At 67.0% G+C, this 15,492-nt stretch carries 14 protein-coding genes; 6 read left to right on the top strand and 8 right to left on the bottom strand.

Going from position 1 to position 15,492, the window contains the following annotated elements:
- Nucleotides 1–38: 38 nt before the first annotated feature.
- Nucleotides 39–638: a mechanosensitive ion channel domain-containing protein gene (locus tag EBMC1_RS01690; RefSeq protein ID WP_003039612.1), complete on the bottom strand. Its 600-nt coding sequence runs from the start codon at nt 636–638 to the stop codon at nt 39–41.
- Nucleotides 639–1,208: 570 nt separating this feature from the next.
- Between EBMC1_RS01690 and EBMC1_RS01685 the strand changes: the two genes are divergently transcribed.
- From EBMC1_RS01685 to EBMC1_RS01670, 4 genes are all read left to right on the top strand, one after another.
- Nucleotides 1,209–2,246, top strand: a complete 1,038-nt coding sequence (locus tag EBMC1_RS01685; protein WP_040589126.1) for a hypothetical protein — start codon at nt 1,209–1,211, stop codon at nt 2,244–2,246.
- Entirely contained in the window at nt 2,243–3,097 is an 855-nt protein-coding gene (locus EBMC1_RS01680) for a hypothetical protein (protein WP_003039608.1), read from the top strand. Before EBMC1_RS01685 ends, EBMC1_RS01680 begins: the two co-directional genes overlap by 4 nt.
- 28 nt (nt 3,098–3,125) lie before the next feature.
- Nucleotides 3,126–3,692, top strand: a complete 567-nt coding sequence (locus EBMC1_RS01675; protein WP_003039607.1) for a hypothetical protein — start codon at nt 3,126–3,128, stop codon at nt 3,690–3,692.
- A 63-nt stretch (nt 3,693–3,755) separates the two neighbouring features.
- A complete protein-coding gene (locus EBMC1_RS01670) occupies nt 3,756–6,188 on the top strand; it encodes a serine/threonine-protein kinase (RefSeq protein WP_003039605.1) in 2,433 nt (810 codons plus the stop codon).
- Here the strand turns inward: EBMC1_RS01670 and EBMC1_RS01665 are convergent.
- A complete protein-coding gene (locus EBMC1_RS01665) occupies nt 6,185–6,751 on the bottom strand; it encodes an ECF-type sigma factor (RefSeq protein ID WP_003039603.1) in 567 nt (188 codons plus the stop codon). The genes EBMC1_RS01670 and EBMC1_RS01665 overlap by 4 nt on opposite strands.
- Before the next feature lie 25 nt (nt 6,752–6,776).
- The gene (locus EBMC1_RS01660; RefSeq protein ID WP_003039602.1) at nt 6,777–6,998 is read right to left on the bottom strand and encodes a hypothetical protein; all 222 of its coding nucleotides are present in this window, start codon (nt 6,996–6,998) and stop codon (nt 6,777–6,779) included.
- On the opposite strand from EBMC1_RS01660, the gene EBMC1_RS01655 reads away from it, so the two are divergent.
- A complete protein-coding gene (locus EBMC1_RS01655) occupies nt 6,997–8,709 on the top strand; it encodes a YadA-like family protein (RefSeq protein ID WP_040589124.1) in 1,713 nt (570 codons plus the stop codon). The genes EBMC1_RS01660 and EBMC1_RS01655 overlap by 2 nt on opposite strands.
- A 70-nt stretch (nt 8,710–8,779) precedes the next feature.
- Here EBMC1_RS01655 and EBMC1_RS01650 read toward each other — a convergent pair whose 3' ends face one another.
- The 5 genes from EBMC1_RS01650 to EBMC1_RS17700 are packed head-to-tail and all read right to left on the bottom strand — an operon-like array spanning nt 8,780 to nt 12,458.
- A complete protein-coding gene (locus EBMC1_RS01650; protein WP_003039598.1) occupies nt 8,780–9,538 on the bottom strand; it encodes a hypothetical protein in 759 nt (252 codons plus the stop codon).
- 5 nt (nt 9,539–9,543) lie between these two features.
- Nucleotides 9,544–10,056 (bottom strand): hypothetical protein, encoded by a 513-nt coding sequence (locus tag EBMC1_RS01645; RefSeq protein ID WP_003039597.1) that lies wholly within the window; start codon nt 10,054–10,056, stop codon nt 9,544–9,546.
- Entirely contained in the window at nt 10,053–10,784 is a 732-nt protein-coding gene (locus EBMC1_RS01640) for a hypothetical protein (RefSeq protein WP_003039595.1), read from the bottom strand. Before EBMC1_RS01640 ends, EBMC1_RS01645 begins: the two co-directional genes overlap by 4 nt.
- Nucleotides 10,784–11,701 carry a hypothetical protein gene (locus EBMC1_RS01635; protein ID WP_003039593.1) on the bottom strand — a complete coding sequence of 306 codons (918 nt, stop codon included), beginning with the start codon at nt 11,699–11,701 and terminating at the stop codon, nt 10,784–10,786. The genes EBMC1_RS01640 and EBMC1_RS01635 overlap by 1 nt, the downstream gene beginning before the upstream one ends.
- Nucleotides 11,702–11,705: 4 nt before the next feature.
- Nucleotides 11,706–12,458, bottom strand: a complete 753-nt coding sequence (locus EBMC1_RS17700) for a hypothetical protein (RefSeq protein ID WP_003039592.1) — start codon at nt 12,456–12,458, stop codon at nt 11,706–11,708.
- Between the two features lie 175 nt (nt 12,459–12,633).
- On the opposite strand from EBMC1_RS17700, the gene EBMC1_RS17695 reads away from it, so the two are divergent.
- On the top strand, nt 12,634–15,354 hold the full coding sequence (locus tag EBMC1_RS17695) for a protein kinase domain-containing protein (protein ID WP_003039590.1): 2,721 nt from the start codon (nt 12,634–12,636) through the stop codon (nt 15,352–15,354).
- Nucleotides 15,355–15,492: the final 138 nt, after the last annotated feature.

The raw sequence follows: 15,492 nt of genomic DNA, 5'->3' as shown, positions 1-15,492 counted from the left end.
GCGGACGCGGCGCTTTTCGGGGCACCCGATGTCGTGCCCTAAGGCTGGTGTCTGCGCGTCGCCGCATCGGTTGCGGGACGCGGCGGCAGCTTGATCATCGTCTGCTGCGCCATGGTGCTGTTGGCGATGATGATTTCGCGGCCGTCGTCGGTCTTCAGCAGAGTGAAGCCGAGCGAGATATCTTCGACCGTCCCGATGTCGCACTCATCCTTCGTCGGTGCCGCGACTTGCAACCGGTCGCCGCGCCGGAACGGCTTGTAGAGGACAAGGCTGACCCCGGCGACGAGATTGCCCAGCGTCTGTTGCGCGGCGAAGCCGATAATCACCGACATCAGCCCGACACCCGCGAGCAGCGCCGAACTCAGGCGATTGAGGGCGGGGATGATATGCGCAAAAAGCGTCGCGAGGATCAGCCATATCGCGAGGATTGCGAGCCGGCTGAGGAATTGCAGCGTGATCTCGTCGATACGCTCGGACTTGTCGTGAACCAGCGCATCCCGGAGCAGGCGGCGCACCAGCCCCGAGCCGATCAGCCCTGCAAAGAGGAAAATCACGCCGAGGATCAGTGCGCCCGACAGCGTGGCCGGGTCGAACAGGCGCAGAAGCGGTCCGATCGCGGCCGTCACGAGCCCGCCCATGCTCGCGCGCCACGGCGAATTGCGGCCATGCCGCTGTCTGTCGTCATTCTATCCTCCCCGCAGGTCGACAAGCCTGACCCACCGGACAAATCCTACGCCTTATCGCCGCGTCGGCAAGGGCCTAACCCGTGGGCTTCCGATGATGAAACGTCCCGTGGCAGCGGAAGGGCGCGCGGGCCGGGCATCGATCTCGCCAGCCTGTGTCCGCTTTTGCATCGCCGTCTCGTCTAACGGATTGTCGGATCGCTGCGCATGCCTTGTGCCGCCGGTCCGACAAGAGGACGGGATGGGAGGAAGACGATGCAGAACTGGGTAAGGCCGGGTTATTGGACCGCATTGGCATTGGTTGCCGCGCTTGGTTCGGCGCCCGAATGCCGCGCACAATTCGCCGCAGCGAGCGAGCCACCAGAAGATGAATCGGCGCAGGCGAGCTCTCCGAACGGGCCGGTGGCGGCGCCGCGCCGGGCAAGTGGCGTCCCCACCGTCGCGGCACAGCCGACTACGATATTGCAAGGCTCCAATCGTGCTGCGCGCGCGGGGATCGGGCAGACGCCAGAGTTTTCCGCGGACTTGGACGCAGGCGACAGCGACCGGGACGCTGCGGCCTTGGGCAACGGGTCGGGTCGGGCTTTGCGGGGCGCCGGCGGACAGCGCAGCGGGGCCGCGGGCGCCCCCCAATCCCGTCTTGGCGGCACCGGCGCGGCGTCGGCCGCCGATGTCGAGCGTGGCTATGATCGTGCGGTCGTCATGCCCGATAATGGCAATGGCGGGCCCACCGGCAGCGTTGGCCTCAATTCTGCCGGCGACGGCAATTTGGGGGCCAGTGCCGGTTTGCTCAATTCGGTGGCGGGGCTGGGCGGCAACAGCAACGGCGGCAGCGGTGGCAACTCGGCGCAGGGCGGTAGCAATTCGGGCAGCACCGGGATCGAGGGCGCGCTCAACTCGTTCGGCGGCGCTAGCGGCGGTCGGTCCGACAATGCCAATGGCAACGGCAACCGGCGCTCGAACGGTGGTCCCGCCGAAAACGGAAATGCAGGCGGCGGCCGCGACAGCGCCGGCGGATCGGCAAGAAACCTGCCTGCGCGCGGAAACTCGGCGGGATCGGGATCGGACAGGTCGGTCGATCGAAACCGGAATGAGGCGCCGGCAAACAACTCCGGACGCGACGCCCCGAACAGCCAGAAGGACAAGTCGGGAGCCGATGGCGAAGATCGCTCGGCCCGCAACGACAGCAATGCCAACGAGAATGGCGGATCGGATCGGAGCAATCGCGACGCGCCACCTGAAGGCAATTCGGATGGCGCGGCCAAGGCGGGCGCCCCCGATCGCCCCGAAGAAGAAGGCTGGTCGGCAGGCAGCGACCCGGTGGGTCAGGCGGCGGCGCGGCGGCGCTTCGGCGATCTGGGCGCGGCTGCGGCGGGGGGCGATTTGCTGGGTGAGAAACGCGACGCGGAAGCGGTCGATGCGGAGGAAGGCCTGCGCCGGATCGGCGACCGGGTCGACCCGCTGACCGGCGCCGTGGGCATCGAGGCGCCCGTCGCCGGCGGCGTTTCGCCGCTGCTGCGCGCGGTCGTCGAAACCGCAAAGAAAAGGAAGCAGAAGAAATGAAATATCTTGGAACAATAATTGTCGCGATTGCGCTCGCCGCGCCCGTTGCCGCGCAAACAGGTCCAGCGACTGACCTGTTCGCCTTTTCGCAAGGGGCGCGGCTGGTGCAGGTTCCGGACGACGCCGAATTTACGGCGATGGACAGCAGCCCGCTCAACCTGATCGATGGATCGGCGACGACCGACTGGACGGGCGAGGCGGGGCGTCCGGCCGTGTTCGTACTCGAACTGGCGGAGCGAACCGAATTGTCGCGCATCGCCTTTGACACCGCCTTCCTCAATCGCGACGAAAAGTCGCCGCGCGCGATCCGCGTCGAACTGTCCGACACATCGGCGCGCAGCGGCTTCGTGCCGATTCTGGCCGCTGATCTGAAGATGAAGAAGGATGGCCAGAGCTTCGGCTTCGACCCCGAACATCGCCCCGTCGGCCGCTGGGTGCGGCTGACGATCGCGAGCAATTATGGGGACGATTATACCGGCTTCACCGGCTTTCACGGCTATGGTCGCCAGCTCACCGCCACCGCGGCGCTGCCCGATGTCACCGGACGCTATGAAGGATGGAGCGGCTGGGGCACGCTCAACCTGACGCAGAACGGCGATACGGTAACCGGCTGTTACGAATATCAGGCGGGGCGCGTCACGGGCCGGATCGACGGCCGGGTGTTGACGCTCGACATGGTGGAGACAGGCCCCGACGGCGCGCCGCGGCGGCTGCGCGGTTATTTCGGGCTGACCCCCGACGGTGGCAAGCTGATCGGCTTTGCGCGCGGCCTCACCGAGTCGGACCGCCTTGGCTATGCGACCTATATGAGCGCGGACCGGCGGGCGAACCGCCCCGGCGCGTGCCGCTGACATCATTTGCGAACGAAAGGATTTGGGGATGAGCAGAACGATCATGCTGGCTGCCGTCGCGGCGTCGCTGACGCTTGCAGGATGTGGCGGCGAAGCGGCGGACAAGGGCGGTGGTGCGGGTATGGCTTCGTCGGCCGCGGCGAAGAGCGGGACGGCCCCGCCGCGCGACTGGAATGCTGCCGACGCCTGCGCCGTAGTCGACAAGGCGGCGATGTCGGCGATCCTTGGACAGGCGGTCACCGAAACCCGGCTCGGCAATGTCAGCCAAAGCGACGGCGCGACCGCGGTCACCTCCGAATGCAGCTATCAGCTTGCCGATGGCGGTTCGGCCACCCTGATGCTGCGCTGGTCGCCCATCGGCGACAATAGCGAAGGATCGATCAACCTGACCCGCAATGGCCTGGAGCAGACGCTCAAGGGTTTCGGCGGTCATGTCGAGACGATCGACGGGCTCGGCAAGGCGGCCTTTTGGGCTGGGATGACCAAATCGCTCAATGTCTTCATCGGCGAGGATAAATTCGCGATCATCACGGTACCGGCCAGCGAAGCGTCCAGGGAACAGGCCGTGGCGCTCGCACGCAAACTTGGTGCTTGACGACCACCGCGCGGCGGTGCTGGTTCGCACCGAGGCGCGATGATGCGCCAGGGGAGGGGCGATATGGTGCGGCAGCCGAGCCGGTCCGAATGGAGCCATATCCAGGCCCTGTTCGCCGAACTGATCGATCTCGACCCGGCGGCGCAGGACGGTCGGCTGGCGGCGGAGGATGACTTCATCGCCGGCCAGCTTCGGTCGTTGCTCGCCGCGTCGCGCCATTCGGGGATATTGGACGGTGCGGCGCCGTCGTCGTTCGAAACCGCCCCGCGCCGCGCGTACAGCTCGCTTGCCGAAGGCGCCGTCATCGGCGGTTTCACCATCGACCGCCTGATCGGGCGCGGCGGGATGGGCGAGGTCTACGCCGCGCATCGCAGCGACAGGATGTTCGACCAGCAGGTGGCGATCAAGCTGCTACGTCCCGAATCGGTTGCGCACAGCGAGTTGTTCGACCGCGAACGCCGCCTGCTCGCCGGGCTCGAGCATCCGGGGATTGCGCGGCTGATCGACGGCGGGGTCACCCCCGACGGGCGGCCCTATATGGCGATGGAATATGTGACCGGCGAGCCGATCGACGCGTGGTGCCGGACCCATGACGCCGATCTTGCGACGCGATTGCGCCTGTTCTGCGATGTCTGCGAAGCGGTGGCCTATGCGCACGGCCACCTGATCGTCCACCGCGACCTCAAGCCGTCGAACATATTGGTCGATGGCGACGGCCGTGTGCGGCTGCTCGATTTCGGCATCGCGCGCTTTGTGGAGGTCGAAGGCGAGGGCGAGGCACTAACCACGATCGCGCTGATGACCCCCGATTATGCGGCGCCCGAACAACTCGGCAATGCCGCCCCGACCGTTGCCACCGACGTCTATGCGCTGGGCGTCTTGTTGTTCGAACTGCTTACCGGTCGCAGCCCGTGGCGCGAGCCGGGATCGGCGCTGCCGTCGGTGATCCGGCGTATCCTGAACGACGACCCGCCCCTGCCCAGCGCGCTCGTGCCGCCGGGCTATACCTTTGGGCGGCGCGAGGTCGCGGGCGATCTTGACGCGATCGTGCTCAAGGCGATGCGCCGCGCGCCGCAGGATCGCTATCGCGGCGTCGGGGATCTGGTCGACGATGTCCGCAGTCATATGGCCCTGCGCCCCGTTGCCGCGCGCTCGGGTTCGGCAGGCTATACGATCGGGCGCTACCTGCGCCGGCACCGCGTCGCGACGGCAGCGGCAGCCGCCGCGCTCCTCGCCATCGTGGCGGGCGGCGGTGCGGCGGCGTGGCAGGCGCGCCAGACGGCGATCGAGCGCGACGTCGCCTTGGCGGAAGCGCGGCGATCGGAATCGATCAACCGCATGCTGACCGTCATGTTCCGCGACACCGCCAGCAGCGCGGTCGGCGAAGAGGCGACGGTCAAGCAGATGCTCGATCAGACGGCGGCGCAACTCGTCGCATCGGTCGACAGGAGCGCCAAATCGGCAACGCTGATTACGACGCTCGCCGATCTTTACGTCAATCTGGAGGACGCGGCGGGCGCCGACGCGCTGCTCAGTCAGGCGCTTGCGCGCGGGATCGGCGCGGGCGATCCGGTTGCGACCGCAGAGATCAAGCTTCGCCTCGCCTCGACCGCCGCGGCAATGGGGCGGACCGACGACATGGCGCCGTTGCTCGATTCGGCCGATGCCGTCTTTGCTGCCGACCCGGCGCGTTTCCGCAAGGAACGGCTCGAAAGCATGAGCGGCCGGGCGCAGCTCGCCCGGCGCAAGGGCGATTACGACACCGCCATCCGGCTGCTGCAATCGAGCCTGCCCGACGCCGACCGCGTCTATGCCGAGGATCATCGCGAACTGCTGACCCGCTACAACAACCTGCTTGTCTATATGGTCGAGGCGAACCGGCTCGATGCGATGCCCGCGGTCTTTGCCGCCGCCGACGCGGCGCTGGCGCGGACGGGGCAACAGGGCAGTACACAGGGGCTGGCGATCGAACAATTGAAGGGTGTGCGGCTGATGAAGCTCGACCGGCTGGCCGAGGCCGAGCGCCTGTTCCGCGGCGTCGCGGACCGGCGCCGCGCGGTGTTCGGCAAATCGGCGGCGTTGGCGGTCGATCTGCTACAACTGGGGCGCGCCGAACTGGCGCTGGGGAAATTTGCCGCAGCGCGCGATGTTCTTGGCGAAGCGCGGCCGATGGCGATCGATAATCTTGGCCCCGATGCGGTGCCGACGCTCGTCATCACGCTGGGGCTTGCCGAAGCTCTGGCCGAGGCGGGCGACACCGAACGGGCCGAAGCGCTGATTGGCGAAGCCGCGCCGCGGATCGCCGCCATGGGGCCGGTCGGCCTGCCGCAGGGCATTGCGGCGCGGACGCGGGCGATCATCCGTCTGAAACAGGGACGGATCGCCGAGGCGCGGCGCGAGGCCGACGCATCGGAACAGATATTCCGGACGCTCGGTGCGCCGGGCGAATCCTACCTCAAATCCTTCGCGGCATTGCGCCGGCGTCTGGCAGCCTAGCCCGCGTCCATTTCCTTGTGCACCCAGGCCCGCGCCTGGAGCCACCAGCGGCGCACCGTCCGGTCGCTGACGCCCAGGACCTTTGCGGTCTCCTCTTCGGTCATCCCGGCGAAGAAGCGGCAGTCGATCAGTTGCGCGAGATTGGGGTCGAGGCGCGCCAGCCGTTGCAACGCCTCACCCAGCCGCACGACATCCTCGTCCTCGGGCGCCGCCGCGGCGAGCGAATCGAGGCTTTCGGTAAAGGCATAGTCGCCCGCGCCACGCTTCGCCGTCATGCGGGCGCGCGCGGCGTCGATCAGGATGTGGCGGATGGCGGTCGCCGCGCAGCCGAGGAAGTGGCGTTCGCTTTCCCAGTCGTTGCGTTTGCTCAGTTTCAGATAGGCTTCCGAAACCAGCGCCGTCGTTTGCAGTGTCTGTCCGCCGCCCGCGCGATAATGTTCGCGGCGCGCGATGATCTTGAGTTCGTCATACAGCGTGGCGATGAGCGCGTCGGCGTCGCCGTCGATGCTGCCCGCACGACCCGGTTCCTCGTTGATCGCCCATCTCCCCGCATGACGCGCCATGTGGCACGCACCCTAGATGCCTGATTTATTTGCGGTCGGCGAGATAATTTCCGCTTTTTCGGAGGCGAAGCCTGTCCGGATCGGGCGACCCTTCCCGTCTTTCCAAATGCTGCACCCGCGGCGCCGCGTTCGGCGGCGTCGACGAGGTGACCGCAAACAAGGCGCCACCAAAGGTCGTCGCGAGGGGTCGCCCGGAAACCGATCGGTATTGCGCCGATCCATAAGGAAAGATCGATATGAAACGCATGATCACCCTCATTGGCGCGACCGCGCCCCTTGCGATCCTTGCTGCTGTCGGCGCTGCGCCGAACGCCTATGCACAGGCGACCGTCCCGTGCGTTCAGAACGCAGGGGCCGACGGCATTCTCGGCACGCCCGACGACCCCGAAAATACGATCGAGTGCGGGCTGGGTGCCGAAGCTTCGGCGCCGGGCGCCACCGCTTATGGAAGCGGGGCCAAGGCGACGGCCAACGAAGCGATGGCGGTCGGCTTCATCGCCGCTGCCGAAGAAACGCGCTCGACCGCCATCGGCACGGGCAGCAGCGCGACCGCGGACCAATCAGTTGCGCTGGGCTGGGGATCGGTCGCGGACCGCGGCGCGACCGTATCGGTCGGCAACGCCGGCCTCCAGCGCCAGATCACCAATGTCGCGGCAGGGACGCTGGTGTCCGACGCCGTCAATGTGGGGCAATTGAACACCGCAATGGGTGCCGCGGCGCTGACCGCGATCGCCAACTCTGCGGTGCGCAGCGGCACCAGCGGCGATAGCAGCCTGCAAAGCGACGGCAGCACCGCAAGCGGCAATGGCGCCGTCGCGCTGGGACAGGGACAGACTGCCACCGGCAACGGCGCCGTCGCGATCGGCGATCCGAATGTCGCGACCGGGACCGGCGCCGTGGCGATCGGCGCCGACAATCAGGCGATCGGCGACGGCGCTGTCGCCTTGGGCAACGCCTCCAACGCCTTTGGCTTGTCGGCCATCGCCATCGGCAACAATGCGAATGCGCTGTCCGATGGCAGCATCGCCATCGGTCGTGACACGATCGCGTCGCCGGCATCGGTGGCGATCGGTGCCAACGCCGCGGCAGGCGGGCAAAATGCGACGACGGTCGGTCGCGACAGCCTTGCCAGCGGCCTTGCAAGCGCCGCCTTCGGCCAGGGCGCGGCTGCCGGGGGCGATTTCTCGACTGCCACGGGCTATGGCGCGCGCGCAATCAAGGAGGGTGACACGGCGACGGGGTCCGGGGCTTTCGCCAATGGCGGCTATTCGGTCGCCTTGGGCGTGAACAGTCAGACCACCGCCCTCGGTGCGACGGCACTGGGCGTGAACGCGAAAGCCTCGGGTGCAGACTCGGTTGCGATCGGCTCCAGTTCGGTCGCCGATGAAGCCAACACCGTGTCGGTCGGCTCGGCGGGCTTTCAGCGGCGTATCGTGAACGTCGCCGCGGGCACCGCGGCGACCGATGCGGCAAATGTCGGTCAGGTCCAGACGGTCGCGACCGCCGCTGCGGCGGCACAGACCACCGCCGATGCCGCCGTGTCGCAGAATATGGTGCAGGACAGCCAGATTGCGGCGATTCAGACGGTGAACAATGTGCAGGACAATCGGCTGATGTCGCTGGAAAGCATGGCCGGAACCGCGCTTCCCGCGCTCCAGTCGCTGGCCGCGACGCACAGTGCGCAGATCAGCGATCTTTATGCGATCACCGATCGCGACCGCCGCGACGCACAGCGCGGAACGGCCGCCGCGGTTGCGCTTGTCCCCGCGCCGATGCCGTCGGAACCGGGCAAGACAAGCTACACCTTCAACCTCGCCACCTTCCGCGGCGAACAGGCGGTGGGCGCGTCGATCGCGCACCGGTTCGGTACCGACAACCCCTTCGCCTTCACGGCAGGCGTGTCCTATGCGGGGAGCCGCAATACGGCGGCGCGCGTCGGTATCGCCGGCGAATTCTAGCTTGGCACGGGCGGGAGGGGGCGGTCCGAAGCGCGCCCTCCTGCCGCCTCGTCTGCGCTGGGCCCCGACCCTAAAAGGCGATGCCCTGGCGGGACAGCGTTGCCAGCTTTTGCTTCACGAAGGCGGGGTTGGGCGACGCGACGATCGTGCCGTCGGCGAACAGCGCCGTCGGCTTGGATCCCCCGAACATGCCGCTCAACGTCTCGAAATAGCGACGGTCGTAGCGACAGCTTCGCGATGCCCGCGGCGGGAGGGCGCCGGTGCTGATGGCGCGCCGCCACGTCGCGGCACGATCGGGGCTGCACCAGATGTCGGGCAGGAAGGGTTTGTTCGCGGTTCCGATCGTGCTGGGTATGATGGCATAGCGCGTCCCGGCGGCGGCAAGGGCGGCCTCCAGCTTCTTCGAAAAGGGACAGTCATAGGCGGATAGCAGCAGCATGCGGAGCGGGCCGTTTCCGCCCTGCTGGATCAGATCCGAATAGCGGATCTGGTCGCGCCAGCGCAGCACCAGTGCGCCCCATTCGGACCCCGAAAGCGGCGCCCCCGTGTCGCCGTGCTGCGCGCCGAGCTTGCCGTTGTTGAAGCTGTATTCGCCATCGCGCGTCACCAGTATCGGCGCGGTTTCGCGCGGCGAATAGGGGATGGGGCGATCGATCTGATATAATCCCGCAAAGGGTGTCGCGACAAAGCGTTCATTATACAGGCGCTGCAGCGTTTCGATGTCGGCGCGCTGCGTCGCGGCGGGCGATGCAGTTTGCGCGGTCGCCGGCGCGGCCGCGGTCGGCATGGCGCAAAGGCCGGCGAGGGTCAGGACGGCAAGAGGGCGCATTAGGATCATCCCTGCGAATAGCGGAAATGGGGAGGGCAGGCGGGATATTGGCGCTTGCTGTTGCGCACGGGCTGGAAGCCGGGGATGCAGCGGCTCATGTTCGGCATGAGAGCGGCGTTGTAGCGGCCGTCCGACTGGAACACCCAGAAGTTGAGGAAATGATCGCTCGGCGGATCGAAAAACAGATAGTTACGGATCGTCTTTGCGTCGCCATAGGACTGCCCCGGCGCCAGCGTGATACTGCCGTGATCGCTGACGCGCCCCGCATAACCATCGGTCTGGCTGACCAGCACGACGCTGACTTCGCGTCCGCATTTGTTGACGAACCGGAAGTAGACGAGTTTCTGGTCGGGGCTCTTGTGCCCCGGCTTGGCGATCGTCTGGTGACTCCATTCGACACAGCCGCTCGTCTGGCCGCCGCTTTCGAGCGTCGCCGCAACGCCCGATTGCTGCGCCGATGCCGGTTCCGCAACCATAAGCAGCAGCGTGCCGAAGGCGATGCAAAGGCCGCGGCTCATGGCTGCACCGTCACGGTTTCGCGAGCGATCCGGCTATATTCGGAAGGCTCCAGATCGAACCCGACAACCTCGGCCTCGATCGTGCCGCCGTTGCCGCTGGGTCGCGAAGCGACGAGGCGGGCCCGGATGACGAGGCCGAGATTGCCGAGCCAGCTGTCGGCCTTGAGCGCCGCAGCCTTGTCGGCGGACATTTTCCATACGCGCGCCTTGTCCGCGTTGCGGAACTTGAGCGCGATCTGCATCGCGCCGTCGCGGAAGGGATAGAAGGCGTCGGGCGCGAAGGCACCTAGCGGGATGCCGCCGAGGCCGGGGTCATAGTCTTTCGGATCGGCGCGGGTGCGCAGGGTGACGCAGCGGACGTCCTTGATCGCATTCCACTGCGTATCGACCTGCGCGTTCGCGCGCTTCCATGCTTCCTCGGCGCCGAGGCCCCGGTCGAGGCCGGACAATGCCTCGTCCGCCCATTTTTCGCGCGGTGGGGCAAGGCCGATCATCGCATAATAGATGATCGCCCAGTCGCGATCGGTGAGGTCGTCGGTGTAGCTGTCGCATTTTGCCGGCGGTGCGGCGGCAGGTTGGGCGGGCTGGGCAGCAGCGGTCACCGGCTGGCTGGAAGCCGAAGTCGCGGTGCCTGCATCCGTGCCGCCCGCGGCCTGCTTGTCGCCACATCCGCTTGCGGTAAGCGCGACGCAAAGCGCTGCGGTCGATGTCAGAAATATCCTGCGCATCAGAATTTGCCTCCTTGGTTGGCGCCGGCATCGGCGGCTTGCGACGCGCGATAGGCATCGCGCTCTTGCGGGAAGCGGTTGACCTCATAATCGTAATAGGCGGCGGCATCGATCATCGCGACGCGCACGGCCTGCGCCAGTTGCGGATTGCCATAGGCCGGCTCGACCATCGCGACGATGGTCAGGCCGCAGTCGGGGCGCCAGTTCATCTGCGTCCCGTAGATCGATATGCCGGCGCTGCATTCGCGCAGCTTTTCGCGGTCGAATTCGGGCAGCGGCTTGCCATCGGGGCCGCGTAACCAGAACATCTCGCCGCGATCGCCAGTGAGCGACGGTTTGCCATATTTCTGTTCAAGCGCCGCCTGCTGCGAAGCGATCGTCGGCTCGCCGCCCTTTTGGAAGGGCTGGGTCAGCCACAATGCATAGAGCTTCTCCTGCCCCGGCATACCGTCGGCATAGAGGCTCCATTCGGCATCGACCTGTTCCAGCCGGTTGCGCGGGTCATAGTTCAGCACGTCGGTCGAGCTCCACCGCGCCTTGTGCTGGCCCGTGGCGACGCGCACGAAGCTGCGGATCTTGAGGCCGGCCTGATCGCGCGACAGTTGCGGACCGTCACCTTCGAGGAGGATGCTGTCCGCCTCCTTGCCGTCCGGGCATTGGGCGAAGCGGACTGCGGTATCGAGCGGGATGCCGAGCCGGAGTCCGCGCAGATCGTCGACCGCGCTTCCTTCGGGACGCGGGGGTATCATGGTGCCACCGCAATCGACCTCGATCTTCTTGCCATAATAGGTCATCGCACCCGAAGGGCCTTCGCCCGCGGCCAGGTCACGCGTTTCAGACGGCTTGGGATCGCCGCCGCCGCAGCCAGCGAGCGACAAAGTGGCGGCGGCAACCAGAAATTTCGTGGCATGGGGCATCGTGTCAGTCCTTTGCGAGCGGGTTGCGCAATTTTCCGAGTCCGGCAGCAATCAGGGCCGCGCCGGCGAGCAGCAGCAGCCATGTGCCGATGCCGAGGCTGATCCCGTCGGCCATCCGGTCGCGGACGAAATCGGGGACCATCGAGAGGATCGCCGAACGAAGCATGACGACCATCAGGGCCGCGACGATCGATGCGGCGCCGGTGACCAGCATGGGCAGCCGTTCGGACTTGCCCGACCATGCGGCCCAGATCAGCCACAGCGCGGCGATCGGCGCGGCGAAGCGCAGGATGAGCAGCGTCTGGACGGTGTCGAAGCCCGATTTGCCGCCGCCGAGCATTTCCTGCGCCGCGGCAACGCGGCCCAGATCGTCCATCGCATTGCCAAGGCCGATCAGCGTCGCGCTCTGGACCGGTGAGGTGAGCGCGGAGAGGAAACAGGCAAGGAGAACGAGAAGCGCCAGCGGAACCGCAAGCGAGCGGGTCATTAACGCGGCGATCCGCGCGCCTTGTTCGGACTCGGTCAGTGCGCCCAGGTCGGCCCCGATCGTGCCCAGCGCGGCCATCGCGGAACCGCCGACGGGATAGATTTCGCGCGCGCCACCGTTTTCGCTTTCGAAGTCGACGACGAGCCCGGGCGTCGGTGGCTTGTCGCCGCCGCGCCAATCGGCGCGATCGAATTTGTGGCGCGTGCCATCGTCCGCCGATATCGCGCCCTTGCCGGTCGCCTCATCGAACCCGAGTATCTTTCCCTTCATATACCGCCCCCGAAAAAGGTCGGCGGACGATCCCGTGGGACCACGCGCCGGACGCTTGAAAAGCGGAAGCACCTGCGAAGGATGCCTCGCGTGATGGAACGGCTATTCCGGTGCATCCTCAAAGTCTTGAAGCCGCTCTAAAGAATTTCTAAAGTCGGCCGGACAGGGGGTCGCCATGACGCAATCAAGCTCTTCCCGACGGAGGCGCAGGCTCTGGAAGTTCGCGGGGGCGGAGTTCGACGAAGCCAGCTGGACGCTGCGCGTCGATGGCCGTGCCGTAACGCTTGAGGGCAAGCCGCTCGAAGTGCTGCACGAGCTGCTTCTGCGCGCGGGCGAGGTCGTGACGAAGGATGAAATCTTCGATGCTGTGTGGCCGGGCGTCACCGTGGTCGAGGGGTCGCTGACCACGGCCATATCGAAATTGCGCAAAGCGCTCGGCGAAACGCACGAGCAGATTGTCGAGACGGTGCCGCGGGTAGGATACAAGCTCGCCGCGACGGTTGCGATCGAAAGCGTCGAGTCCCCGCTGGCGCCGCGCTTTGCTTTTGCGGCCGGCGACGCGGTCCCCGGCCGCCGGCAATGGCGGCTGGTCGAAGCGCTCGGCGACAGCGGCGCCGAAGACGTCTGGCTGGCGCGCCATGACAAGACCGGCGAGACGCGCGTCTTCAAATTCGCCGACGCGCCCGACCGGCTGCGCAGCCTGAAACGCGAAGCGGCGCTGACCCGCCTGCTCTTTGCCGGACTCGGCAAATCGGCCCCGCTTCCCGCGCTGCTCGAATGGAATTTCGACGCGTCGCCCTTCTTCCTCGAATATAGCTATGGCGGCCGCGACCTGACGGCGTGGGCGGCCGAGCGGGGCGGGCTGGCGGAGATTGCGGTCGAGACGCGTATTGCGGTCGCGGCGATGATCGCGCGCGCGGTTGCGCGGATGCACGATCTGGGCGTCCTCCATAAGGATTTGAAGCCCGCGAATATCCTGATCGCGACCGAGGACGGCGGCGCAACGATCCGGTTGGCCGATTTCGGCAGCGGCCGCCTTCTCGACGATAGTGTGCTCGCCAGCTTTCAGATTACCGATCCGGGGTCGCTCGACCCCGATCTGGCGCGCGACGAACCGCGGTCGGGAACGCTTGCCTATCGCGCGCCCGAGCTGACCGGCGATGCGATGCCGACGGCGAAAAGCGATATCTATGCGCTGGGGATGATCCTCTATCAGCTCGTGGCCGGCGATTTTTCGGCTTCACTGGCGCCCGGTTGGGAAGGCCGCATCGCCGATCCCGTCCTGCGCTCGGACATTTTGGCCGCGGCCGAGGGCGATCCGGCGCTCCGCTTGGCCAGCGCCGCCGATCTCGCCGACCGGCTCGAGACGATCGACCGTCGGCGAGCCGACGCATCGGCGGCGGCGCGGCGGGCGGCCGCCGCCGAAGAAGCGCGACGGGCCGAGGAAAAACAGGCCGCGCGCCGTCCGTGGATCCGCGCCGCCATCGCGAGCCTCGCGGGCGGCTTTATCGCGTCGAGCGCGCTGGCTGCCTATGCCTGGCATCAGCGCGGTGCGGCACTGGAAGCACGCGATCAGGCCGAGACCAGCTATGCCTTCATCGCCGAAGATGTGCTGTCCAGCCCCGATCCGGCGAAGTCGAGCACCGACGAAACGGTCATCGAGGCGATGAAGCGCGCGAGCGCGAATATCGACGCGCGTTATGCCCGCTCGCCGGGCACCGCCGCGCGGCTCCATCTCGCGGTCGCGCGCGCCTTTTATCAGCGCAGCGATTTCGACACCGCCCGCGCCGAATATGCGCGCGCCGCCACGCTGTTCGGCAAGGCCGGGGAAGCCGACAGCGAGGATGCCGTCCTGGGCCGGCTGGGCAGCATCCACATGGAGGCGACGTCGGGCCAGCCGGGGCGGTTGGAGGCGGCGGGCGCCGCCATCGCCAAAGAGCAAAAGGCGCTCGGCGACCGGGCGAAAAGCGGGCGTATCGGCTTCGCGCTGGCGCAGTCGGAGGGGGCTTATGCCTACACCGCCGACATCGAGCGGGCCGAACGTGCAATCCGCCGCGCGGTGGCGATCGGTTCGGCGCCGGGGTCGCGCGTTTCGCCGACGCAGTTGCTGAAGGCGCGGTCTTCGCTCGCGCTGGTGATGCTGCGCGAAGGCAAGGTGAAAGAAGCAGAACCTGTGGCGCGGGCCATCGTCGCCGACTCGACCCGGATACGGGGGGCGGATAATCCGGATACGCTTGTGACGCGGCAGCATTGGGTGACGGCGCTGTCGATGCTCGGCGAACATGAGCGCGCGCTGCGCGAAAGCGGCCCACTGCTCACCGCGCTCGAACGGCGCTTCGGTCCCGATCATCGCTTCACGCTGGCGATGCATTCGACGCGGTTTGAAAGCCTTGCCGCCCTCGGACGCTATGACGAGGCTGCGGTGGAAGCGAAGCGCGTTTGGGAGGGGGCGGCCACGCAGGCCGGATCGCTGTCGCATCAGGCGCTTGTCGGCCAGAATGATTATGCGTCGGCGCTCTGCCAGACGAGCCGACGCCGCGATGCCTTACCCATCCTGGCGGATGCGGCGGCAAAGGCCCGCCAGGCGTTCGGCGCCGATTACGGCCTGACCCATACGATTCAATTCTATCTGGGCGAGTGCGAGCTTGCGAACCACCGGTTCGCCGAAGCGAACCGCAGCTTTTCGCTTGTCGATGCGACCAAGGTTGCCGAATTGACCGGGCGGGCCGATTTCGCCGCGACGTTGGCCGCGGCACGGGCCGAGACGATGCTGGGGCTGGGCGACCGTGCCAAGGCCGCCGCGCTGCTCGATACGGCGGAGGCTGCGGCAAAGGCCTCGGAAGATCCTGAACTCAAACAGCGGTTGCAACGGCTGCGCGCGCAATTGCGCGGGTAAGGCGGGAGCGCAGGCGGTCCGGGCTTGAGATAATCTTTAGAATGGCGTGAAGACTTTGCGGCATCGCGCTCGCTAGCTCTCTGGCGAAACCCGGCGGACGGGCCGGATCGGTAGAGAGGGAGCGATCATGCGGGCACA

The organism is Sphingopyxis sp. MC1 (assembly GCF_000371385.1).
GTDB lineage: Bacteria > Pseudomonadota > Alphaproteobacteria > Sphingomonadales > Sphingomonadaceae > Sphingopyxis > Sphingopyxis terrae.
The sequence above is the reverse complement of the archived record's forward strand: the minus strand, read 5'-3'. Positions and strand labels throughout refer to the sequence as shown.

Coding starts and splice junctions, on each gene's coding strand:
- EBMC1_RS01655 (WP_040589124.1), top strand. CDS start 6,997: ATGATCACCCTCATTGGCGCGACCGCGCCCCTTGCGATCCTTGCTGCT.
- EBMC1_RS01645 (WP_003039597.1), bottom strand. CDS start 10,056: ATGAGCCGCGGCCTTTGCATCGCCTTCGGCACGCTGCTGCTTATGGTT.
- EBMC1_RS01670 (WP_003039605.1), top strand. CDS start 3,756: ATGGTGCGGCAGCCGAGCCGGTCCGAATGGAGCCATATCCAGGCCCTG.
- EBMC1_RS01640 (WP_003039595.1), bottom strand. CDS start 10,784: ATGCGCAGGATATTTCTGACATCGACCGCAGCGCTTTGCGTCGCGCTT.
- EBMC1_RS01675 (WP_003039607.1), top strand. CDS start 3,126: ATGAGCAGAACGATCATGCTGGCTGCCGTCGCGGCGTCGCTGACGCTT.
- EBMC1_RS01680 (WP_003039608.1), top strand. CDS start 2,243: ATGAAATATCTTGGAACAATAATTGTCGCGATTGCGCTCGCCGCGCCC.
- EBMC1_RS01650 (WP_003039598.1), bottom strand. CDS start 9,538: ATGCGCCCTCTTGCCGTCCTGACCCTCGCCGGCCTTTGCGCCATGCCG.
- EBMC1_RS17695 (WP_003039590.1), top strand. CDS start 12,634: ATGACGCAATCAAGCTCTTCCCGACGGAGGCGCAGGCTCTGGAAGTTC.
- EBMC1_RS01665 (WP_003039603.1), bottom strand. CDS start 6,751: ATGGCGCGTCATGCGGGGAGATGGGCGATCAACGAGGAACCGGGTCGT.
- EBMC1_RS01690 (WP_003039612.1), bottom strand. CDS start 638: ATGGGCGGGCTCGTGACGGCCGCGATCGGACCGCTTCTGCGCCTGTTC.
- EBMC1_RS01635 (WP_003039593.1), bottom strand. CDS start 11,701: ATGCCCCATGCCACGAAATTTCTGGTTGCCGCCGCCACTTTGTCGCTC.
- EBMC1_RS01660 (WP_003039602.1), bottom strand. CDS start 6,998: ATGCGTTTCATATCGATCTTTCCTTATGGATCGGCGCAATACCGATCG.
- EBMC1_RS17700 (WP_003039592.1), bottom strand. CDS start 12,458: ATGAAGGGAAAGATACTCGGGTTCGATGAGGCGACCGGCAAGGGCGCG.